Source organism: Campylobacter sp. FU_520, assembly GCF_025772385.1.
GTDB classification, from domain to species: domain Bacteria; phylum Campylobacterota; class Campylobacteria; order Campylobacterales; family Campylobacteraceae; genus Campylobacter_D; species Campylobacter_D lari_C.
The window spans coordinates 65,317-87,208 of the sequence record NZ_JAKMRZ010000001.1 but is presented as its reverse complement, the minus strand read 5'-3'; the positions used below and the strand labels follow the sequence as shown (position 1 = coordinate 87,208).

General features: G+C 30.2%; 25 protein-coding genes. 14 read left to right on the top strand and 11 right to left on the bottom strand.

Annotated features, from left to right (window positions below; translation table 11 throughout):
• Window positions 1–1,827 (top strand): penicillin-binding protein 2, encoded by a 1,827-nt coding sequence (gene mrdA / locus L8W55_RS00500; RefSeq protein ID WP_263676837.1) that lies wholly within the window; start codon window positions 1–3, stop codon window positions 1,825–1,827.
• Here mrdA and queA read toward each other — a convergent pair.
• The 3 genes from queA to tatB are packed head-to-tail and all read right to left on the bottom strand — an operon-like array spanning window position 1,820 to window position 3,970.
• Window positions 1,820–2,848, bottom strand: a complete 1,029-nt coding sequence (gene queA / locus L8W55_RS00495) for a tRNA preQ1(34) S-adenosylmethionine ribosyltransferase-isomerase QueA (protein WP_263676836.1) — start codon at window positions 2,846–2,848, stop codon at window positions 1,820–1,822. The two genes, mrdA and queA, sit on opposite strands and share 8 nt — an antisense overlap.
• Window positions 2,835–3,575 (bottom strand): twin-arginine translocase subunit TatC, encoded by a 741-nt coding sequence (tatC, locus tag L8W55_RS00490; RefSeq protein WP_047208214.1) that lies wholly within the window; start codon window positions 3,573–3,575, stop codon window positions 2,835–2,837. The genes queA and tatC overlap by 14 nt, the downstream gene beginning before the upstream one ends.
• A gap of 2 nt (window positions 3,576–3,577) precedes the next feature.
• Window positions 3,578–3,970 (bottom strand): Sec-independent protein translocase protein TatB, encoded by a 393-nt coding sequence (gene tatB / locus L8W55_RS00485; RefSeq protein WP_039618091.1) that lies wholly within the window; start codon window positions 3,968–3,970, stop codon window positions 3,578–3,580.
• A 149-nt stretch (window positions 3,971–4,119) separates the two neighbouring features.
• Here tatB and L8W55_RS00480 point away from each other — a divergent pair, with 149 nt between their 5' ends.
• Window positions 4,120–5,094, top strand: a complete 975-nt coding sequence (locus tag L8W55_RS00480) for a permease (protein ID WP_263676835.1) — start codon at window positions 4,120–4,122, stop codon at window positions 5,092–5,094.
• A gap of 8 nt (window positions 5,095–5,102) precedes the next feature.
• Window positions 5,103–5,420 (top strand): ArsR/SmtB family transcription factor, encoded by a 318-nt coding sequence (locus tag L8W55_RS00475; RefSeq protein ID WP_263676834.1) that lies wholly within the window; start codon window positions 5,103–5,105, stop codon window positions 5,418–5,420.
• Here the strand turns inward: L8W55_RS00475 and hemW are convergent.
• Complete coding sequence (gene hemW, locus L8W55_RS00470) at window positions 5,417–6,466, bottom strand: radical SAM family heme chaperone HemW (RefSeq protein ID WP_263676833.1); 1,050 nt, start codon at window positions 6,464–6,466, stop codon at window positions 5,417–5,419. The genes L8W55_RS00475 and hemW overlap by 4 nt on opposite strands.
• An 80-nt stretch (window positions 6,467–6,546) precedes the next feature.
• Here hemW and L8W55_RS00465 point away from each other — a divergent pair, with 80 nt between their 5' ends.
• From L8W55_RS00465 to cmoA, 9 genes are read left to right on the top strand one after another with little or no spacing between them, the layout of a single operon-like run.
• The gene (locus tag L8W55_RS00465) at window positions 6,547–7,017 is read left to right on the top strand and encodes an RNA pyrophosphohydrolase (protein WP_263676832.1); all 471 of its coding nucleotides are present in this window, start codon (window positions 6,547–6,549) and stop codon (window positions 7,015–7,017) included.
• A complete protein-coding gene (locus tag L8W55_RS00460) occupies window positions 7,017–8,219 on the top strand; it encodes an aspartate kinase (protein ID WP_263676831.1) in 1,203 nt (400 codons plus the stop codon). Before L8W55_RS00465 ends, L8W55_RS00460 begins: the two co-directional genes overlap by 1 nt.
• The gene (locus L8W55_RS00455) at window positions 8,220–8,756 is read left to right on the top strand and encodes a HobA family DNA replication regulator (protein WP_133319197.1); all 537 of its coding nucleotides are present in this window, start codon (window positions 8,220–8,222) and stop codon (window positions 8,754–8,756) included. It begins immediately after the preceding gene.
• Window positions 8,757–8,797: 41 nt separating this feature from the next.
• Window positions 8,798–9,409, top strand: a complete 612-nt coding sequence (locus tag L8W55_RS00450) for a DNA polymerase III subunit delta' (protein WP_318529898.1) — start codon at window positions 8,798–8,800, stop codon at window positions 9,407–9,409.
• On the top strand, window positions 9,396–10,538 hold the full coding sequence (gene folP, locus L8W55_RS00445; protein WP_263676829.1) for a dihydropteroate synthase: 1,143 nt from the start codon (window positions 9,396–9,398) through the stop codon (window positions 10,536–10,538). The genes L8W55_RS00450 and folP overlap by 14 nt, the downstream gene beginning before the upstream one ends.
• Window positions 10,539–10,540: 2 nt before the next feature.
• Window positions 10,541–12,496, top strand: a complete 1,956-nt coding sequence (ligA, locus tag L8W55_RS00440; RefSeq protein WP_263676828.1) for an NAD-dependent DNA ligase LigA — start codon at window positions 10,541–10,543, stop codon at window positions 12,494–12,496.
• The gene (locus tag L8W55_RS00435; protein WP_263676879.1) at window positions 12,486–13,208 is read left to right on the top strand and encodes a TlyA family RNA methyltransferase; all 723 of its coding nucleotides are present in this window, start codon (window positions 12,486–12,488) and stop codon (window positions 13,206–13,208) included. Before ligA ends, L8W55_RS00435 begins: the two co-directional genes overlap by 11 nt.
• Complete coding sequence (locus L8W55_RS00430) at window positions 13,174–14,025, top strand: bifunctional riboflavin kinase/FAD synthetase (RefSeq protein WP_263676827.1); 852 nt, start codon at window positions 13,174–13,176, stop codon at window positions 14,023–14,025. The genes L8W55_RS00435 and L8W55_RS00430 overlap by 35 nt, the downstream gene beginning before the upstream one ends.
• Window positions 14,015–14,719, top strand: coding sequence for a carboxy-S-adenosyl-L-methionine synthase CmoA (gene cmoA, locus L8W55_RS00425; protein ID WP_263676826.1), 705 nt, complete (start codon window positions 14,015–14,017; stop codon window positions 14,717–14,719). The genes L8W55_RS00430 and cmoA overlap by 11 nt, the downstream gene beginning before the upstream one ends.
• Before the next feature lie 28 nt (window positions 14,720–14,747).
• On the opposite strand, the gene ychF is transcribed toward cmoA, so the two are convergent.
• The 6 genes from ychF to rpiB are packed head-to-tail and all read right to left on the bottom strand — an operon-like array spanning window position 14,748 to window position 19,190.
• Entirely contained in the window at window positions 14,748–15,848 is a 1,101-nt protein-coding gene (gene ychF / locus L8W55_RS00420; RefSeq protein ID WP_263676825.1) for a redox-regulated ATPase YchF, read from the bottom strand.
• Between the two features lie 2 nt (window positions 15,849–15,850).
• A complete protein-coding gene (locus L8W55_RS00415) occupies window positions 15,851–17,296 on the bottom strand; it encodes a leucyl aminopeptidase (RefSeq protein WP_263676824.1) in 1,446 nt (481 codons plus the stop codon).
• The gene (locus tag L8W55_RS00410; RefSeq protein ID WP_263676822.1) at window positions 17,293–17,886 is read right to left on the bottom strand and encodes a DedA family protein; all 594 of its coding nucleotides are present in this window, start codon (window positions 17,884–17,886) and stop codon (window positions 17,293–17,295) included. The genes L8W55_RS00415 and L8W55_RS00410 overlap by 4 nt, the downstream gene beginning before the upstream one ends.
• 1 nt (window position 17,887) lies before the next feature.
• Entirely contained in the window at window positions 17,888–18,424 is a 537-nt protein-coding gene (gene apt, locus L8W55_RS00405) for an adenine phosphoribosyltransferase (RefSeq protein ID WP_263676878.1), read from the bottom strand.
• Window positions 18,424–18,756: a hypothetical protein gene (locus tag L8W55_RS00400; protein ID WP_039618138.1), complete on the bottom strand. Its 333-nt coding sequence runs from the start codon at window positions 18,754–18,756 to the stop codon at window positions 18,424–18,426. The genes apt and L8W55_RS00400 overlap by 1 nt, the downstream gene beginning before the upstream one ends.
• Entirely contained in the window at window positions 18,753–19,190 is a 438-nt protein-coding gene (gene rpiB / locus L8W55_RS00395; protein ID WP_263676821.1) for a ribose 5-phosphate isomerase B, read from the bottom strand. The genes L8W55_RS00400 and rpiB overlap by 4 nt, the downstream gene beginning before the upstream one ends.
• A 141-nt stretch (window positions 19,191–19,331) precedes the next feature.
• On the opposite strand from rpiB, the gene L8W55_RS00390 reads away from it, so the two are divergent.
• Both L8W55_RS00390 and L8W55_RS00385 read left to right on the top strand, forming a co-directional pair.
• Window positions 19,332–19,883 (top strand): CheB methylesterase domain-containing protein, encoded by a 552-nt coding sequence (locus L8W55_RS00390; protein WP_263675720.1) that lies wholly within the window; start codon window positions 19,332–19,334, stop codon window positions 19,881–19,883.
• Window positions 19,884–19,892: 9 nt separating this feature from the next.
• Complete coding sequence (locus L8W55_RS00385) at window positions 19,893–20,675, top strand: CheR family methyltransferase (protein ID WP_263676820.1); 783 nt, start codon at window positions 19,893–19,895, stop codon at window positions 20,673–20,675.
• Here L8W55_RS00385 and L8W55_RS00380 read toward each other — a convergent pair.
• Complete coding sequence (locus L8W55_RS00380) at window positions 20,672–21,865, bottom strand: MFS transporter (RefSeq protein ID WP_263676819.1); 1,194 nt, start codon at window positions 21,863–21,865, stop codon at window positions 20,672–20,674. The two genes, L8W55_RS00385 and L8W55_RS00380, sit on opposite strands and share 4 nt — an antisense overlap.
• Window positions 21,866–21,892: the final 27 nt, after the last annotated feature.

The following is a 21,892-nucleotide window of genomic DNA, read 5'->3' as shown; positions in this document are numbered from 1 at the left end:
ATGCGTATGCGCTTGGTGATGGGCTTTATAGCTTGTTTTTTTATGCTTTTGCTTGCTAGAGTGTATTATATAAGTATAAAATCTAATGTTTATTATGAAGAAATAGCCAAGCAAAATGCCATTAAAACGCAGTTTTTAGCACCTGTAAGAGGACAAATTTTAGATGTTAAAGGTAGACCCTTAGCGGTAAATAAATTAGGTTTTTCAATCTCTATAAAGCCATATTTGCATATAAAAAAGAAAAACAGAAATCTTTTAGAGCAAGAATTACAAGCTATAGTAGATGCTTTTCCTGATTTAAATATAACTAAATTAAAACGAAATTATATAAAAGCGGATTCTTATTATAATCAAGATTATATAGAAGTGGTGCCATTTATAGAATATGATGCCATGATTAAGCATTTTACTAAGCTTAATTTGCGTGAAAATATGCAAGTTAAATCTACTACTCAAAGATTTTATCCTTATGATGCTTTAGCTAGTCATGTTATAGGTTATGTTGGAAAAGCAAATTTAAACGATATGAATGAAAATGAAATTGCAAGATTAACTAGCTATGTAGGGCGTAGTGGCATAGAGCGTTCTTATAATGAAATTTTACAAGGCCAAAAGGGCGAAAAGGTTAGTAAGGTAAATGCATTAAATAAAGAAATAGAAGAGCTTTCTTACAAAAAACCTACTTCAAGTAATATCACTTTAAGTATAGATCTTGATTTGCAAGAATACTTAGCTAGTATTTTTGAAAATTTAGCAGGTGCGGCTATAATAATGGATGTAAAAAGCGGGGCTATTTTAGCAGCGGGTAGTTTTCCTGAGTATAATCTTAATCCTTTTGTTACGGGTATTAGCCAAGAAGAATGGGATAAACTTTCTAATGATTTAAATCACCCTTTTACTAATAAACTTATTAACGGTCTTTATCCTCCGGGCTCAGTTGTGAAAATGGGTACAGCTTTAGCTTTTTTAGATAGTGGTAAAGTAAATGAAAATCATAAATATTTGTGTGATTCTAACTTTGAGCTTGGTGGTAGAAAATTTAGATGTTGGAAAGCTATAGGTCATGGTTATGTAAATATGAATGATGCTATTAGAGAAAGCTGTGATGTGTATTTTTATAAAGGCGCTTTAGAAGTTGGTATTGATACTATTAGTTCTGTTTTTGAAAGAATAGGTTTTGGTACAAAAACAGGAGTTGATTTACCTAATGAATTTATAGGAACAGTACCTAATAGAATTTGGAAAAAAGAAAAATACAACCAACCATGGTATCAAGGTGAAACTTTAAATACAAGCATAGGACAAGGTGATTTTCTTGCTACTCCTATGCAAGTGGCTAAATTTACAGCTATGATTGCTACGGCTAAAAATATCACTCCACATTTTTTACATAGCGTTGATGATAATGTTACTAAGATAAATTTTGACAATAATGAAAGTGTTTTTACGACTTTTGAATTATCAAAACTCCCACTTTTAAGGCGTGCGATGTATGAAGTTGCTAATGAAGATGGTGGAACTACGGCAAGATTTTTAAGAAATTCGCCTATTACCATAGCAGCTAAAACAGGAACAGCGCAGGTAGTTGGAATTTCTCAAAGTGAAAAAAAGCGTATTAAAGAAGAGGATTTAGAGTATTTTTTAAGATCTCATGCTTGGATTACTTCTTATGCACCTTATGAAAAACCACAATATGTAGTAGTGGTTTTAATCGAACATGGGAAAAGTGGTAGTAGCACAGGGGGACCTATACTGGCTAAAATTTATCAAAAACTTATAGATTTGGGTTATATTGATAAAAAATATATCAAGAAAAAGACTAAATAATTAGCATTCCATCGCCATAAGAATAAAAGCGATAGTTATTTTTTATAGCTTCATGGTAAAGCTCTAAGGTTTTTTCTCTACCTATAAATGCTGCTACAAGCATAATTAAAGTTGATTTTGGTAAGTGAAAATTAGTAAGTAAATAATCAAGTCTTTGCGGGGTGTTTTGTGGGTGTAAAAACAAATCACAAAAACCTTCTTTTATTTTTTTTCTATGATAATACTCTATACAACGAGTAACAGTGGTACCAACGCCTAGTATTTTCTTAGAAGAATCAATCAAAGCACAAGTTTCATCATCAATATGAAAAAATTCTGAATGCATTTTATGATCACGTATATCTTCACATTCTACACCTTTAAAAGTTCCTGCACCAACGTGTAGTGTGATAGTATGGATATTATGATTTTTTTTAAGTTCATTGATCATTGCTTCATCAAAGTGTAAGCTCGCAGTAGGTGCAGCAACTGCGCCTTGATTTTTAGCAAAAATACTTTGATAGTTAATGCTATCTTGTGCTTCATCTGCTCTTTTTATATAAGGTGGTAAAGGTATATGACCTATTTTTTCTAAAATTTCAAAAACTTCATGATGACTAAGCTCTTTTTCATCATTAAAAAATTCTACTTCTCTTGTGCCATCATTGTGCAATTTTTTGATTTTAGCTTTTAAAGAATTTTCAAAATATAAAATTTGTCCTTCTTTAACCTTACCCCGAATTTGCACTAAAAAATCATTATTTTTTAAAGGATGGTTGATAAAAAGTTCTATTTTGCTACCACTTTCTTTGTTTCCATAAATTCTTGCTTTGATAACTTTGGTATCATTAAAGATGATTTCACAAGGTGGTAAAATTCTAGCTAAGTCTTTAAAATGTAAATGTGAAATTTGATCTTTACATCTTTCATAAAATAAAAGTTTAGCATTCTCTTTGGGTAAGATAGGAAAATTTGCTATAAGTTCATTAGGTAAATCATAATCATAACTAGAAAGCAAAAGATCTTTATCAATCATTTTCATCATCTTCTTTTTGACTAGGATTAACTTTTTTAGCTATATAAATAGAAATCCCATAAAGTCCGCACAAAGGCACAGCCATTAAAAATTGTGATATAACATCAGGCGGTGTCATCATAGCTGAGAAAACAAAAATCACTAAAACTGAAACTCTAAAATGTTTTTTCAAAAAAGTATCATCAACAAGTCCAAGTTTAGCAAAGAAAAAGGTTATTACAGGCATTTCAAAAGCTAAACCAAAAGCAATTACTAATTTAGTAAAAAAGCCTACATATAAACCTATGCTAATTAAAGGCTTAAAATCTTGGGTTTGCACCCCAAAATCAATCAAAAATTTAAAAGCCAAAGGTATAACTATATAATAACAAAACAAAGCACCAAGTGCAAACATAATGCTAGCAAAGCTTACAAAAGGCACTACTAATCTTTTTTCATTATCATAAAGTCCTGGTGCTACGAATTTCCAAAACTGCCAAAAAATAACCGGTAAAGAAATCAAAAAAGCTGTAAAAAACGATACCTTCATCGCAGTAAACAAAGGCTCTTGCAATTCAACGAAGGTCATTTGTCTTGAAATTTCAGGTAAGGCTGCTTCAACAGGCGCTTTTAGTATATCTATGATGTAGTTATTAAAACTAAAACATACAAAAAACATCACAACAACACAAGCAACACTTATAAATAATCTTTTTCTAAGTTCTACTAAATGCGGTTTTAATTCTTCAAACATTCTTAGCTTTCCATTTTCTGAGTATTTTTTTCATCTTTTTGAATTTTTTCTTCAAGATTAGAAAGTTCTTGTATATCCTTTTCTAAATCATTAATTTCACTTTTTAATTCTTTGGTATTATTTAAAATATCTTCTTTGAGTTGATCAAATTCTTCAAAACTTAGTTTTTTTCTGATATTTTCATTAGTTTGTGAGAATTCATCTTTGTATTTTTGTGCTTCATCTTTTAATTCTGCTATTTTTAGTTCTTTGTTAATACTCGCTTTTGCTTCATCGATATTACTTTTAATGGCTTTTAAAATTTTTGCAATTTCGACTATAGTTGAAGGTAATTTTTCAGGCCCAAGTACTAAAATAGCTACAACTAAAATAACTAAAATTTCACCAAAACTCATTATTTTATCTTCTTTCGCTTGAATATATGGTTTACATTTTACATAAAAATACTTAAAAATATTATTACTTTTACTATATTAATATATAAAGATATCTTGATATATTAATATATTTTTGTTATATTTGTTTAAAAATAAAAAGGAAGAGCATGGAAAAATTAGTTTTTATTTTAAAAGATTTTCTTATTTTGTTTATAGAAATATCTGTTTTGTTTATTTTAGTTAGTATGCTTATTGCTTATTTAAATGAGCGTTATGCCAAATTTTTTAATGAGCATTTAAAGAAAGATTCTTTTACAAGCTATATAAAAGCCATACTTTTGGGTTGTTTAACCCCATTTTGCTCATGCTCAAGCATACCGCTTTTAAACGCATTTTTAAAAGCTAAAGTCCCACTTGGGGTATGCATAGCTTATTTAATCACCTCACCTTTAATCAATCCCATTATAGTGGTGATGTTTATGGTGAGTTTTGGCTTAAAAATATCTTTATTTTATGTAGGATTTTTATTTTGTGTGATTTTATTTCTTGCTTTTTGTGTTTCTAAAATAAACACTCAAAGATTTTTTAATGAAGACTTTTTAAAAAATGAATTAGAGCAAAAGTCATGTTGTTCTAATAATACTTTTCAAAGCTCATGTTGTCAAAAATCTAGCTTGGTTTTTAACAAAAATTCCAAAACAAGTAAAATTTTAAATTTTAAAAACAAAACTAAAGAAAATAAAATCAAAATATTATTTTCACAAAGTTTTAAAGAGTATAAAAAAATTTTACCTTATATTGTTATAGGTATGGCTATAGGTGCTATTATACATGGTGCTTTTCCGCAAGATTTTTTTCAAAATTATATGAAAGATTATGGAGTTTTGGGTGTATTTATAGCAGCTTTTATAGGAGTTTTACTTTATATGAATTGCACAGCTATGATACCTGTAGCACTAGCTTTAACTACCAGCGGAATTCCACTTGGTATAATGATGAGTTTTTTAATAGCAGGAGCAGGGTGTTCTTTACCTGAGCTTATTTTGCTTAAAAGAATTTTTAAAACAAGCTTTTTGATTTTATTTGCAGGTATGATTGTTTTTATAGCAATTAGTTTTGGTTTTTTAATATTTTTCATATAAGGATTTTTATGCAAGAGTTTTTAAAAATAACAAGTGCAATTAATGATGAAAGTAGAATTTTAATCCTAGCTTTTTTACAAAAATACGGAAAACTTTGTGTGTGTGATTTGCAAAGTTCTTTAAATATGAGTCAATCAAGACTTTCAAGACATTTAAAAATTTTAAAAGAAGCTAATTTTTTAGAAGTAGATAGGCAAGGTGTTTGGGCGTATTATGGAGTAAAAGAAAATTTAAATAATTTTTGCAATGATATACTAAAAAACATCAATGAACTTTCTATAAAGCTTCCTGAGCTAAAAAGAATTTCTTGTGAATGTAAAACTTAAGTGCTAATATACAAAGCTAGCTCATCGCTTAAAAGGTAGTTAGTATTATAAAAAATTCCATTTTTGTAAACTAATTTTCCTTTTTTGCTAAGAAACATTGCCTTTTCTTTTTCTAAAGGTTCTAGTTTTGTTTCATCCACTCCTATAATACTTCTAAGTCCTAAGAAAATATGCTCTAAACACAAATCTTTTGAATTTAAATTTTCAATCTCTCTAAAACAAGGATCATTGATATAATCTTTTAAACTTTTTTTAGTATAAAATCTTTGATTTTTTAAAAATCCTACCGCACTTAAACCACATCCTATATAGTCTTTTCCTTGCCAGTAAGCAAGATTGTGTTTGCAAATTTGTCCAAAATTACTGATTTCATATTGTTTATAACCAAGGTTTTCAATAGCTTTGATAAAATATTTTGCAAGGCGTGGCGCATTTTTTTTAAAATGAAATTTTTTAGCAAATCTTGTCTTTTCTTCTATAGTTAGATTATAAGCACTCACATGATTAATATCAAGTAGGGTTAGTTTAGAAATTTCATAATCAAGTATTTTTTTATTATCAAGTTTTGTATCATAAATTAAGTCTAAGTTGATATTATCAAATCCTGCTTTTTTTGCATTTTCTATGCTAGTAAAAATGCTTTTTTGATCATGAATGCGTCCAAGAAATTGTAGTTTTTTTTCATGAAAACTTTGCACTCCAAAAGAAATACGGTTAAAACCTAGATTTTTTATCTCTTTAAGCCATGAAAAATTACTCGAGTTGGGGTTAGATTCTATACTAATTTCACTATCTTTTTGTAAATAACTTTGTAAAAAAATAAATATTTTTTCATAAAAACTAGCTTCCATTAAACTAGGCGTACCACCACCTACAAAAACAGTCTTTATGGAATTTTTATCAAGCTTAAAAAAATCTAGTTGATATTTTATATCTTGCATTAAGGCATTTAAATAATCTTTTTCAAAGTCCTTTTTTTTAAGTGAAGTAAAAGAACAATAAAAACACTTACTTTCACAAAATGGTATATGTATGTATAAATGCATAAAACTTCTTTAAAATGTGATTATAAATTCGTATTTTTTTGTTAGAATTATATTATTAAAAAGTCAAGGATAAGAAAATCATGGAAAAAGAAAAAAAATATAGGCCAAATGTAGCCGCTGTTGTACTATCATCAGCTTATCCTTTTGAATGTAAAATTTTACTCGCTAAACGCAATGATATGGAAGATATATGGCAGTTTCCTCAAGGTGGTATAGATGAAGGAGAGGATGCTAAAAGTGCGTTATTTAGAGAATTAAAAGAAGAAATAGGTACAGATGAGATTGAAATTTTAGCCGAACATCCTGAATGGATTAGTTATGATTTTCCACCTAAGGTTGCACAAAAAATGTATCCTTATGATGGTCAAAGTCAAAAATATTTTTTAGTTAGATTAAAAAATAAAGCTATTATTAATCTAAATACTAAAAATCCTGAATTTGATGCATATAAATTTGCTTCATTAGAAGATGTTTATGATATGATTAACCATTTTAAAAAACCTATATATATCAAGGTTTTGAAATATTTTAAAGAAAGGGGGTATATTTAATGCTGATCGTACAAAAATATGGAGGAACGAGTGTAGGAACGCTTGAGCGTATTGATGAAGTTGCTAAAAGAGTGGCAAAAAGTAAAAAAACTTGCGATAAGCTAGTTGTAGTAGTTTCAGCGATGAGTGGGGTTACTAATGAGCTTATTGATTTTGCTCATCATTTTAGTAAAAATCCTTCAGGTCGTGAGATGGATATGCTTTTAAGTAGTGGTGAGCGCGTAACTTCATCTTTACTTGCTATTGCATTAAATGAAATGGGTTTAAAAGCCACTGCATTTTCCGGACGCAATGCAGGGATTGTTACAGATGATGTTTATACTAAAGCAAGAATAGAACACATTGATACTACAAATATCAATAAAGCTTTAGATGAAGGATATATTGTAGTAGTTGCTGGCTTTCAAGGTATTGATAAAATGGGTAATGTTACTACTTTGGGTCGTGGTGGAAGTGACTTAAGTGCAGTTGCATTAGCAGGAGCTTTAAATGCTGATTTGTGTGAAATTTATACCGATGTAGATGGAGTATATACTACTGATCCTAGAATTGAACCAAAGGCTAAAAAGCTAGATAAAATTTCTTATGAAGAAATGCTAGAGCTTGCAAGTTTAGGAGCTAAAGTTTTGCAAAATCGCTCTGTAGAGCTTGCTAAAAAATTAAATGTAAAATTAGTTACTAGAAGTAGCTTTAATGAAAATGAAGGGACGATTATTACTAAGGAGGAAAATATGGAACAAGCTTTGGTTAGTGGTATAGCACTAGATAAAAACCAAGCAAGGGTTACTTTAAGAAATATTGATGATAAGCCAGGAATTGCTGCTGAAATTTTTGGGACTTTAGCAAATGAAAATATCAATGTAGATATGATTATCCAAAATGTAGGTGTAGATGGAGCTACAAATTTGGGCTTTACTGTGCCTGAAAACGAGCTTGATTTAGCAACTAATGCTATGAAAAAAGTTTTAGGTGCTAATGCTAATATAGAAACAGATAGTGCTGTGGTAAAAGTTTCAGTTGTGGGCGTGGGTATGAAATCACATTCTGGAGTAGCTTCGGCAGCTTTTAAAGCATTAGCAAATGAAAATATCAACATACAAATGATTTCTACAAGTGAAATTAAAATTTCAGTTATCGTGCATGAAAAATACGGCGAATTGGCTGTAAGAGTATTGCATGAAGTTTATAAACTAGATATATAAATGAGTAATAGTTTTTTAAAATTTACCCTAGAACAAATCCGAGAAAATGGCACTTATACAAGTTGGTTAGAAGAAAGGCGTCTTGAATGGTCGCCTTTGATCGCTTCTAAGCTAGCTTTGCTTTTGCAAGGTTATACTTTTATTGTGATTACTGATGAGCAAAGAGCTTGGTTTGAAGAGTATTTTTTAAGCCAAATCAATGCTAATACTACAAGACCTTTAGTACCTTTTGTATCTTTAAAAGGAATTTATAATAAAGCTTGCAATACCCAAGAAGATATAGATTTGCTTAATGATCTTTTGAGCATTTCTTTTCCTAATGGTTATGCCTTTTTTTATATAGGAACTAATACAGGGTTTAAATTTAAAATCGCTAATTCTAAAGCAGAAAGTATGCTTTGGCTTTTTGATGAGCAATTGCAAAATAGTTTTTATCTTTCTTCACGCGATAAAGAATTAGACTATAAACTTATTTCTTTATATAAAGTATTTGAACAAAGCTTAGAGGCTGTACTTTTTTCTAAGGTAGAAATTTGAATCTAAGAAATAAAATCATTATTCATAATGATTTTGAGCTAATGCAAGAAAAGCTCACAGAAGAATATGGAGCAAAAAATCTTAAATTTTTCATACCTAAAAATCCTGACTTAGAATTAAGATTAAATGACTTAACTTATGACAAAAACGCTCAAGCAACGGCAAGGGCTATTATAAAAGAAAGTTATATGGCTGAAGCACAAGCTAAAATTATTGTTATACTAGCTAAGTCTTTTCGTGAAGAAGCACAAAATTTTTTATTAAAGCTTTTTGAAGAGCCACCAAAAAATGTATATTTTATTATCGTAGCTCCTTCAAAAAATGTTTTTTTACCTACTATACTTTCAAGATTTATCATAGAAAAGCATAAAATTCAAAAAGAAAAGATGTCTTTAAATTTAGATCTTAAAAAAATGGATCTAGCTCAAATTGCTTCATTATTAAAACAATATGAAAATATAGACAAGCATGAGTGTTTAGATTTAATTAGTGTTTTAAGCTATGAGTGTTTTAAACAAGATATAAAATTAAACGATGAAGAAATTGAATTTTTTTATAAAGCTTATGAGTTAGCTAAATTAAATGCAAAGCCAACTATTTTACTAAGCACCATAGCTTTAATTTTACACGAGAGAAAAAATGAAAATCATTAAAATCAATCCCAACACAGACTTTGAACAAATTTCTAAATATATAAAGCCACACAAAGCAGGTGAGAAAATTATGAGTGAAAAAACTCAAATTCATTTTTTTCTTATCAAAGAATTAAGAGCACCTGCTGCAAATATACTTAAACAAGACGCACTAAGGGTTGGAGCTGAACTTGTAACACACAAAGAAGTTATACTAGGTAAAGAACATACTAATGCCTTGCTTATGGTAACACAAGATCAAACTAAAAAGCTTATAGAAAAAGAAAAACTGCAAGATTTTAAGCTTAAAAATTTAGCACTATTTTTAAAGTCTAATTTTGCTAAACCAAAATATGCAAAAATCATGGGTGTGATTAATGTTAATGAAGATAGTTTTAACGCTCAAAGTAGGGTTAAAGAAAATGAAGTTTTAGAAAAAATCGAACTCATGATTTCTCAAGGGGCTGATTATATAGATATAGGCGCAGTTTCTTCAAGACCTGGAAGTGTGTATTGCGGGAAAGAAGAAGAGTTTAAACGCTTAAAAAATACCCTAGATTTAATCTATAAAGAAAAACTTTATGAAAAATGTATTTTTAGTTTAGATAGTTTTGATGAGTATTGTTTAGAATATGCTTTAAATAAAGGCTTTAAGCTTATTAATGATATCACCGGTTTTAAAAATGAAAATTTAGCCAAGCTAGCTTTAAAATACAAAGCCACTTATACACTCATGCATATACAAAATACCCCACAAAATATGCAAGATAACCCGCATTATGAAGATGTGTTAGCCGAGCTTGATGATTTTTTTACACAAAAGCTAGAAAGGCTAAGTGAGCTTGGTTTAGAAGATGTGATTTTAGATGTTGGTATTGGTTTTGGTAAAAGCCCTTGGCATAATATGATGTTAATCAAACATTTAGAGCATTTTTTACGCTTTGAAAAAGAACTTTTAATCGGAGCTAGTAGGAAAAGTATGATAAATGCTTATTTTAACTCAAGTGTTGAGCAAAGACTAGCGGGCACACTTTATTTACATTTAGAGGCTTTTAAAAATGGTGCAAGTATTATAAGAGTGCATGATGTGTATGAACATAAGCAAATGTTTGAACTTGCAAAAGCTATGGATGAACTTTCTTTGGAGTAATGATGACTTATCAAGAGTATTTAGAAAAGGTAAAATTAGCAAAAGAATGGATGAGGGCTTATTATGAAGATGATGAGCCTTTAGCAAGCGATGAAGAATATGATAAACTTATAAGAGAGTTAAAAGCATTTGAAACGCTTCATCAAGAAAAGATTTCTAAAGATTCTCCTACGCAAAATATCGCCCCAACTATACAAAGTGAATTTTACAAACTTGCACATAGTGCAAAAATGTGGTCTATGGAAGATGTTTTTGATGAAGCTGAGCTTAGAGCTTGGGCAAAAAGAGCTAAATGTGAATTTGATTTTTTCATAGAACCTAAATTTGATGGAGCGAGTTTAAATCTTACTTATGAAAATGGTATTTTAATCAGCGGTGCTACAAGGGGTGATGGAGAAGTAGGCGAGGATATTACTTTAAATGTAAAAGAAATATCAAACATACCTCAAAAAATTCCTTATAAAGACAAGATAGAAATTCGTGGCGAAGTGGTAATTTTAAAAGAAGATTTTGAAAAAATCAATGAAAAAAGAGCTAAAGATGGCTTGAGCTTATTTGCAAACCCACGCAACGCAGCAAGTGGTTCACTAAGACAGCTTGATACAAGCATTACAAAAGAAAGAAATTTAAAATTTTATCCTTGGGGAGTGGGGGAGAATTCTTTAGAATTTAGCAAGCACTCTGAAGTAATGGAGTTTGTAAGAAGTCTTGGTTTTTTAAAAGATGATTTTGTTTTTTGTGTTAAGACTTTAGATGAGGTTTTAGAAAAATATCACGAGCTTTTAGAAAAAAGAGATCAAAAGCCTATGATGATGGATGGTATGGTTGTAAGGGTAGATGATTTAGCTCATTGTAAGCTTTTGGGTTATACCGTGAAATTTCCAAAATTTATGGCTGCGTTTAAATTTCCTGCTTTGGAAAAAACTACAACATTGCTTGGGGTTAATTTGCAAGTTGGAAGAAGCGGAGTGATTACCCCTGTGGCGGTTTTAGAGCCTGTAAATTTAGATGGGGTTATCGTAAAGTCTGCAACCTTGCATAATTTTGATGAGATAGCTAGACTTGGAGTGATGATAGGCGATAGCGTAAGTGTGATAAGAAGTGGAGATGTTATACCTAAAATCACTAAAGTTTTTACTCAAAGGCGTGATGGTTTAGAAAGTAAGATTGCTAAACCAACTCTTTGTCCTGAGTGTTTAAGTGAGCTTTTAGATGAGGGTGCTTTTTTAAAATGCCAAAACCTAGACTGTAAAGCAAGACTTGTAAATTCTATCATACATTTTGTATCTAAAAAGTGTTTAAATATAGACGGCCTTGGAGAAAATATCGTCGAGCTTTTATTTAAAGAAGGAAAAATCACTAACATAGAAAGTATATTTTTCTTAAAATATAGTGATTTTGAAGGCTTGGAAGGTTTTAAAGAAAAAAAAATCAACAATCTTCTAAGTGCTATTGAAAATGCAAAAAAATGCCCTTTATCAAGGTTTATCACTGCTTTGGGTATAGAGCATATTGGCGAAGTAGCAGCTAAAAAACTAGCTCAATCTTTTGGCTTTGAATGGTTTATGCAAAGCTATGAAGCTTATGCAAATTTAGAAGGCTTTGGCGAACAAATGGCTAAAAGCTTAGAAGAATTTACCCATGTCAATGCAAATCGCATTAAGCATTTTTATGAAATTTTGCATTTAGAGGATGAGAAAAAAGAGCTTATTATAAATGATAATATTTCTAATAAAACCTTTGTTATCACAGGCACTTTAAGCAAATCACGCGATCATTTTAAAGAACTAATTGAAAACTTTGGAGCAAAGGTAAGTTCAAGTGTGTCTAAGAAAACTGACTTTGTATTATATGGAAGTGAAGCAGGCTCAAAGCTTGAAAAGGCTCAAAGTTTAGGAGTTAAGTGCATCAATGAAGCTGAGTTTAACGCTCTTTTAGGCGGTGATGATGAGGTATGATGTCTTTGTAAGTGCAAAGTTAAACATTTCTCGCAATAAAGCTTGTGAGCTTATAGAAAACAAGCAAATTTTACTCAATGGCGAGTTTAAAAAAACCTCTTTTAAAATCACATCTTTAAATCCTTTAGAAGATGAGAGTTTAAAACTCACGCTTTTAGAAGAGCTTTTTGTAAGCAGAGCTGCTTTTAAGCTCAAGCATTTTTTACAAGAGCATACATTTACTATCAAAGATAAAATTTGTTTAGATATAGGTTCATCGACCGGAGGTTTTGTGCAAATTTTACACCAAAATAATGCTAAACACATTACAGCTTTAGATGTAGGTTCTAACCAACTTCATGAGAGCTTAAGAAATTTAGAAAATATCCAAATTTGTGAAAACACTGATTTGCGTGAGTTTAAAAGTGAAATTTTATATGATGTTATCACTTGTGATGTGAGTTTTATATCTTTAACACATTTGATTTTTCATATAGATAAACTTGCTAAAGATCTTATCATCTTGCTTTTTAAACCTCAATTTGAAGTAGGTAAAAATGCTAAGCGTGATAAAAACGGAGTGGTAAAAGATACCAAAGCTATCAAAAATGCTAAAGAAAGCTTTGAAAAAGCTTGTGTAAAGCTTGGTTGGATCTTGCAAGCAAGTCAAGAGTCACACTTAAAAGGAAAAGAAGGTAATGTTGAGTTTTTCTACGCCTATAGAAAAAACTAAGATCACAAATTTAGCCATAGGGCGTTTTGATGGTATGCATTTGGGGCATTTTGAGCTTTTTAAGCATTTAGATGAAAATGGCGCCTTATTTATCATCACTAAAGAGGAAAAAGAAGCCCTAACACCTAAGGATTTTAGAGTAAATTTGGTTGATTTTCCTTTGATTTTTTGTGATTTTGATAAAATCAAGGACTATAAAGGTGGGGATTTTTTAAAACTTTTAAAGCAAAAATTTCCCAAACTAGAAAAGATTATCGTAGGTTATGATTTTAAATTTGGCAAAGAAAGAAAATGTAGCGCCAAAGACATACAAAGTCTTTGTGGTATAAACACCATCATCATAGATGAGTTTAAAATTCAAAATAAAAGTGTTCATGCAAGTATGATTAAAACCTTACTTAAAGAAGCAAAAGTCAAAGAAGCTAAAAATTTTCTAGGTAGATTTTATAATATACAAGCAAATATCATCAAAGGTCAAGGTATAGGCGCTAAAGAGCTTTTTGCAACTTTAAATTTACATACAAAAGACTTCTTTTTACCCAAAGATGGCGTATATGCGACTTTAGTAAAGATTGAAAATAAAAGCTATCATAGTGTAAGTTTTATAGGCATAAGATCTACTGATGAAAATTTTGCTTTAGAAACGCATATTTTAGATGAAAATTTCACAAACACAAAAGTAATTTCAGTTGAGTTAAGTTTTATTGACTTTATAAGAGCTAATGAGAAATTTAACGACTTAGCCTTATTAAAAGCACAAATTAGCAAAGATATCAAAAAAGCAAAAGAAATTTTAGGAAAATTAAATGAAAGATGAAATTTTTAAAAAACCCTTAGAAAAACAATTTGAATTTGATAAAAGCGTAGCAAGTGTTTTTGATGATATGGTGTCAAGATCTGTGCCTTTTTATACGCAAAATTTAAAACTCATAGTCGAACTTATTGATCATTTTGCACCACAAAATGCGAGAATTTGTGATCTTGGTTGCTCTACGGCTAGTTTATTGCTTGCACTTTATGAAAAAAGAAAAGATTTTCTTTTAAGCGGTATTGATGAAGCTAATGCTATGTTAGAGATCGCCAAAAATAAATGTCAAGCCTTTGGAGCTAGGGTAGAATTTCATCAAAAAAATTTAGATGATTTTGAGTTTTTTAAAAATGATGTTTTTATAGCTACTTATACTTTGCAGTTTATCCGCCCACCTAAAAGACAAGAATTAGTTGATAAAATCTATCAAAACTTAAAAGAAAATGGTATATTTGTGCTTAGTGAAAAAATTCTTTATGAAGATGTCAAAATAGCTAAAAAAATGATACAAATTTATGAGCAATATAAACTAGAGCAAGGTTATAGTAAGCTAGAAATTTCAAGCAAACGAGAAGCCTTAGAAAATGTCCTCATTCCTTATACTCAAAATGAAAACATAGCTATGCTTAAAAAGGCAGGATTTTCTAAAGTAGAAAGTGTTTTTAAATGGGTAAATTTTGAAACATTTATAGCTTTTAAATGAATTTTAAAAATGTTTAATCTTTTTAAGATTAAACATTGAATCTAAAATGCATTACATCACCATCTTGTACGATATAATCTTTCCCTTCAAGGCGTAGTTTTCCTGCTTCTTTAGCACCACTTTCGCCTTTACAAGCGATATAATCTTCATAAGAAATCACTTCAGCTTTGATAAAACCTTTTTCAAAATCATTATGGATCACACTTGCTGCTTTTGGTGCTTTCCAACCTCTTTGTATAGTCCATGATCTAACTTCTACTTGTCCTGCTGTAAAATAGCTAATTAAATTAAGCTTTGAAAAGGCTGTGCGTATGACCACTTCAAGTCCACTACTTTCCACCCCTAAAGATTTTAAAAATTCATAATTTTCTTCATCACTTAAAGCTATCATTTCCTCTTCTATTTTAGAGCAAAGTTTGATAACTTCATGGCCTGATTTTGCGGCAAATTCTTTAAGATTTTTTACAAATTCATTATCTTCTAAAAGTGAATTCTCATCTACATTTGCTCCATATATCACCTCCTTAGCTGAAAGCAATCTTAGTTCTTTTATAAGAGCATGATAGACTTCATTTTTATTTGGAAATGAACTTGCATTATTGTTTTGATTTAAATGCTCTAAAAGCTCATTAGCTAAAGCTAAGCTTTCTTTTGCACCTTTTTCGTTAGCTTTTGCGCCTTTAGTGAGTTTTTCTATTTTTTTACTAAGTTGTTCTATGTCTGCTAATATAAGCTCTGTTTCTATGATTTGTACATCACGCACAGGATCAACACTACCTGCAACATGGGTAATATTTTCATCATCAAAACAACGAACGATGTGTAAAATCATCTCTGTTTCGCGTATGTTAGATAAAAATTTATTACCCAAGCCCTCGCCTTTGCTAGCTCCTGCTACTAAGCCTGCTATATCAACAAATTCAATATTTGAGCGTATGATTTTTTGTGGATTGACAATCTTTGCTAGCTCTTTTAAGCGATGATCAGGTACAGGCACTACCGCTTTGTTTGGTTCTATGGTGCAAAATGGATAATTTGCACTTTCAGCATTTTGCGCTCTTGTTAGTGCGTTAAAAGTGGTAGATTTTCCAACATTTGGAAGTCCTACTATACCAACTGATAAACTCATTTTTATTTCCTTGAAAGATAAAGTAAATATGAAAGGCACATTCTAACACCTGCTCCGGTTGCACCAAAGCTATGATAACCCCAAGCTTTTTCTAAGTAAGCTGGCCCTGCGATGTCTAAATGTAACCATTTGTCTTTGTATTCTTCTCTAATGAAAGAATTCAAAAATAACCCTGCAGTAATAGCCCCACCATAGCGACTTGAAGAAGTGTTACTAACATCTGCTATATTTGATTTGATAAGCTCTTTTAAGTGTGGGTTAAAATGTAAAATAGTAGCTAAATCTCCACTTTTTTTACTTATTTTGAAAAAATCATTTTGCAAATCTTCATTATTTCCCATGATGGCACTTGTGTATTCTCCAAGTCCTACTACACAAGCTCCGGTTAAAGTAGCAAGATCTATTAATAAATCAGGTTTTAGATCTTGAGCAAGTGAAAGACAATCTGCTAAAACTAATCTTCCTTCTGCGTCGGTATTTCTAACCTCTATACTCACACCTTCTCTTGAAATAAGCACATCATCAGGCTTGTAAGCATTTCCGCCTATCATGTTTTCAGTTGCACCGATGATAGAATGCACTTCTATATCAAGGTTTAATTCACTTGCACCTTTAATAATAGCCATTGCCGCTGCACCGCCACTTTTATCAGATTTCATCGTTAGCATATAATCAGCAGGTTTTAAACTAAGCCCACCACTATCATAAGTTAGCCCTTTGCCTACAAACACTACTTTCATTTTTGGATTTTGTGGTTTATATGAAAGATGAATGAGTTTTGGAGGATGGATTGAAGCACGATTTACCGCTAAAAATGCTTGCATTTTTTCTTGCTCTAAGAAATCACTTTCATAAATTTTACATGAAATCTTACAATCATTTTGACTTAAACTAAGTGCGTCTTCGGCCATTTTTGCAGGAGTATAAAATTGAGGAATTTCATTTACGATATTTTTTGCAAAATCACAAGCATTTGAAAAAACCTGACCATAGTTTATACCTATACAAGCTTCTTCTAGGTTATATGTTTTGTCATTGATTTCATCTTTTGAGATGAAAATATTCTCTAACTTGCTTGGTGTTTTTTCTTTTTTGTATTTATCAAACTCATAAGCACCAAAAGTAAATCCTTGAATCATAGCATTAAAGCTATTTACAACACATTTTCCTACGACACTTTTTGTTTTAACGCTTTTGATTTCAAGTTTTTTTAAAGCCTTGTAGGCATTTGCAAACGCAAGTCTTATGTCTTCATATTCTAAGCTTTTAAGTTCGCTATAAAGAATTTTATTTTGCATATCTATGCAAATTCCTTCGCCTTTATAGTTTGAAAGCTTAAAAAGTTCTTGACTTTGAGTGTATTTTTCTATCTTTTTATCTTGTATTAAAATGATTTCAAAATCAGCATTTATAGAATTTATAGCTTCTTCTTTAAAATTAAAAGTCATTTATGAGTCCTTTTTCTAAGTATTGATTTTTCTATTTGTTTCATACCTAAAAATAAAGCAAGCAAAAAACAAGCAATAATTGGCACTGCAAAATACCAGTGATCTCCAGCCCATTCTACTGCAAGCCAAATTTCTTTCCCAAAAAACCAAGCAAGTAAGATGGTTATAGCAGCCCAAGCCCAAGCACTAATGAGGTTAATAAATGCAAATTTTTTCGCACTATAGCGTGTTAATCCTATGCTCATAGGTATAATAGTTCTAAAGCCATACATATATCTTTGTATGAAGATAATAGGCCAGCCGAAACGTTGTAAAAGTAAATGTGCTATGGCAAATTTACGCCTTTGGGTGCGGAGTTTTTTCTGAATGTATTTTTTATTATATCTTCCTATATAAAAATATATTTGATCGCCTACAAAACCACCTAAACCTGCTACAAAGATGATAAGTCCTAAATTCACATGGCCTTCATGTGCAAAAATACCTGCTAAAATAAGTGCAAGTTCTCCCTCAAGTATGCACCATAAAAACACGATGATATAAGCCCAATTTTTATAATCATATAAAAGTTGTTTTAAAAATTCTTCCATTTTAAACCTCTAAAACACTATAAACAGAAGTCAATTTAGCTAATTCTTTAGCCCCATCAAGATCTTTCAATTCTAGTAAAAAACAAGCTTCAACGCATTTTGCATTGAGTTTTTCTATGAGTTTAACAGCAGCGATAGCTGTACCACCTGTTGCGATGAGATCATCTATGAGTAAAACATTTGCTTTTTGATTATTAAATGCATCGGTGTGAATTTCTATAGTGTCACTACCATATTCTAAGCTATAAGATTCTTGCAAGCATTTTGAAGGTAATTTACCCGGTTTTCTAATAGGCACAAAAGGTAGTTTTAATCTAGCACTTAGCGCAGCTCCAAAAATAAAACCTCGACTTTCTATACCAACGATATAATCAAGTTTTGCGTTTTGATATTTTTCTACCAAGTGATCCATCAAAAACGCAAATGCTTCTTTGTTATTTAGCAAAGTAGTGATATCTCTAAAAATAATCCCTTTTTTTGGAAAATCCTTAATAGCTCTAATGCTATCTAATAAGTATTTTTTATCTTGTTCTTTCATCATAATAATGCCTCGATTTTTGCTTCTAATTCTTTAATTCTTTGTCTTAATTTTTCATTTTCGATACGATATTGTGAATTTCTTGTTCTAAGAGAAGTTAAGTCCGCTTTGCTTTTGTTTAACTCTTCGGTTAGAATATCTATATTTCCTAAACTTCTTTGAAGTTGTACTTGTAGCTTTCTAATAACTATTTCAGTATCATCAAGGTTGTTTTTTATAAATTCTTTTGCTACTTTTTCTTTATGAAGTAAGGTTTTATAATAAAGCAACATAATAGTCATATAAATACTAACACAAATTAATACAGTTAATACAAGCCAACTTAAAATCATAATTTTGCCTCTATTTTACTAATTCGCGCACAATGTCTTCCACCGCTAAAAGTAGTATTGATGAAATTTGAGATAATTTCAAAAGCCATATCTACTCCGGTTAATCTAGCTCCTAAGGCTAAAACATTTGCATCATTATGCTCTCTTGAGAGTTTAGCGCTTAAAGGTTCATTACACAAAGCACAGCGTATATTTTTATGGCGATTTGCTGCTATACTCATACCAATACCTGATCCACATACTAAAATTCCAAAACTATTTTCATCAATTTTAGAACTTAATAAATGCGCATAATCAGGATAATCACAGCGATCCTCGCTAAAAGGACCTAAGTCTTCAAAGCTTATATTTTTTTCTTGTAAAAAATTGACAATCTCTTGCTTTAAAACAAAGCCAGCATGATCACTTGCTATGTAAATTTTTTCTCTTAACATTTAACAATCACTTTATCGTTGAAATTTTAAAGTATTAATTTTATCATATTTAATTAAAATTTTTCTTTCTTGTATATAATTATTTTTTGATATTTTCAAATATTTATTTGATATAATAACAATAATTATTTAAGGTAAAAAATGAAGCTTATTTTGATTGGTTCTTCAACGGGTGGTCCGAGCCAACTAAAGTTTTTACTAAACGATGTAGAACTTAAAGACTGCGCGGTGGTGATTGCTCAGCACATGAACCCAGCTTTTATTCCTTCTTTTGTAAATCAATTCAACAAAGAAGCAAAAAGTGATGTGATTATACCAAGCGATAAAGAAGTTTTAAAAAATAAAATTTATATTTGCCAAAGAAATATGGTTTTAAGCGGAAATAATGCTTTGGTATTAAATGCTACAGAGCAAACAAGTAGTTTTAATCCAGGAATTGATGTTTTGTTTCATTCGGCTGTAAATCTTTGCAAATATCATAAAATTTTAGCTTTGATTATGACAGGAATGGGTGATGATGGTGCTAAATCTTTGTTTGAGCTTTATAAGGTTGGGGTAAGGTGCTTGTGTGAAAATGAGGCAGATTCTATAGTATATGGAATGCCAAAAAAAGCTAGAGATACTAACCCAAATTTAAAGCCTATGAGTTTAATAGAGCTCAAAAAAGAAATAATTAATTTTATCAAGTCATAGGATGGAAAGATGATAAAAATTACAGAAAATGAAATGAATGATTTTATAAAAATAGTAGAACAAATAAGCGGAAATAACCTTAATACTAAAAAAGATATTTTATCTATAAAACTTCCTAAATTTTTACAAGAATTAGGTTTAAGTAGTCTTAGTGAATTAAATGAAAAAGTGCAGTTTCAAAGAAATTTAAAACAAGAAACTATGGATTTTATCACAGTTTGTGAGACATATTTTTTTAGAGAATTAGAACAATTAAAAGATGTAATTTTTTATATAAAATCTCTTGATCGACCTGTAAATGTGCTTTGTGCCCCATGTTCAAGTGGCGAAGAAGTGTATTCTTTAGCTATTTTAGCAAGTGAGAATTTTGTTAAAGGTATGAATATAGTTGGTATAGATATTAATAAAAAAATGATAGATAAATGCAACGAAATGATATATTCAGAGCGTTCAGTAGCTAGATTAAACACTATGCAAAAAACGCGTTATTTTGATGTAAAAGATAGGATGTATCAGCTTAAAAAAGAGACTTTAGCTTGTAGATGTCGTTTTGAGCTTTGTAATGTTTTTGATGATTCTTTGTTTAAGCTTGGGAAATTTGATGTGATTTTTTCAAGAAATATGATGATTTATTTTGATCAAGATTTTAAAATAAGACTTATGGAGCGTTTTTATAAGATATTAAATAGAGAGGGTAGAATATATCCAGGAAAATCAGATCTTGTGCCTGAAACAGCGTATTTTGATAAGAACTTTTCAGCGGGCGGGGTTTATTATTCTAAGGTGGATTAATTATATTTTTTATTAAACCACCACCAATAAATTGCCGCAAAGATAAAACATACTCCTAAGCCAAAAGTAAAATGGCTTAATTTTACTCCATAAAATTCAAATAAATATCCTGTTGAAAAAGCAATAATTGCACTAAAGGTTAAATACACCATATCATTATAGGCAATCACTCTACCATAGTATCTTTTATCGCAATCATTTTGTAAAAGTGTGTAAGTATAGCTCCATAAAGATGAAGTGCAAAAACCTGCCATTACTAAGCCTATAAAGGCAAGATAAAAGTTAAATTGCAAACAAGCCCAAAGCATTATGCCTACGCCTTGCGCTAAATATAAATATACTAAAGTGTTTTTATTAATATAAGGACTAAGAACATAAGGTCCTATGAGTAAAGATATAGCCCTTATGGCATTAGAAAGCCCTATGGCTAGAGGTATGGAAATAACTTTTGCATATTCATATTCAGCTAAAAGAGTGATTAAAACATCATAAGCGGTTATCCCTACAACTCCATGAAGCAAAATCAAATGAATGATTTTTTTATTGCTAAATACATAAGCTAAACCTTCTTTAATTAGTATAAAAAGATTGTTTTGTGTGGTGTTTTTTTCATCAGGCAAGATTAAAGTTTTAAGTATAAGCATAGCGCAAAATAACATTAAAGTATCGGCTATAAAAGCTGGTTTTACTCCAAAAAGATCTATAAAAAGTCCTGCTGCACCCATACCCAAAGCATATGATACAGCCCATATAATACTATGAAGTTCATTACCTAGTTTTAATTCTTGTGGGGTTAAAATTTTAGGTAAAACTGACATTTCTGTTTGGAAATACATACTTGCAACCGCCATACGCACAAAGGTTAAAAAGTATAAAAACCAAAGCATAGCTAAAGAATTTACAAAAATTAGCATAAAAATAGAAATCATCTCAATACTAATCATTGTTAGCAATAAATTCTTGGGTTTAAATCTATCTACTATAACTCCATTTATAGGTGCAAGTATAATAGAAGGTAAAAAAACAAAAATAGCTGAAAAACCTATGATATTCGCAGGTGCTTGTAGTTCTTTAGTTAAAAGAGTAAAAACACCTACTTGAGAAAACCATGCACCAAAATAACTTATAAATTGTACTGTTGCTAAAAGACGAAAAGTTTTATTGTTTTTAAATAAAGACCTATAAGTCATGAGTATCCTATGAATATATGAAATTAA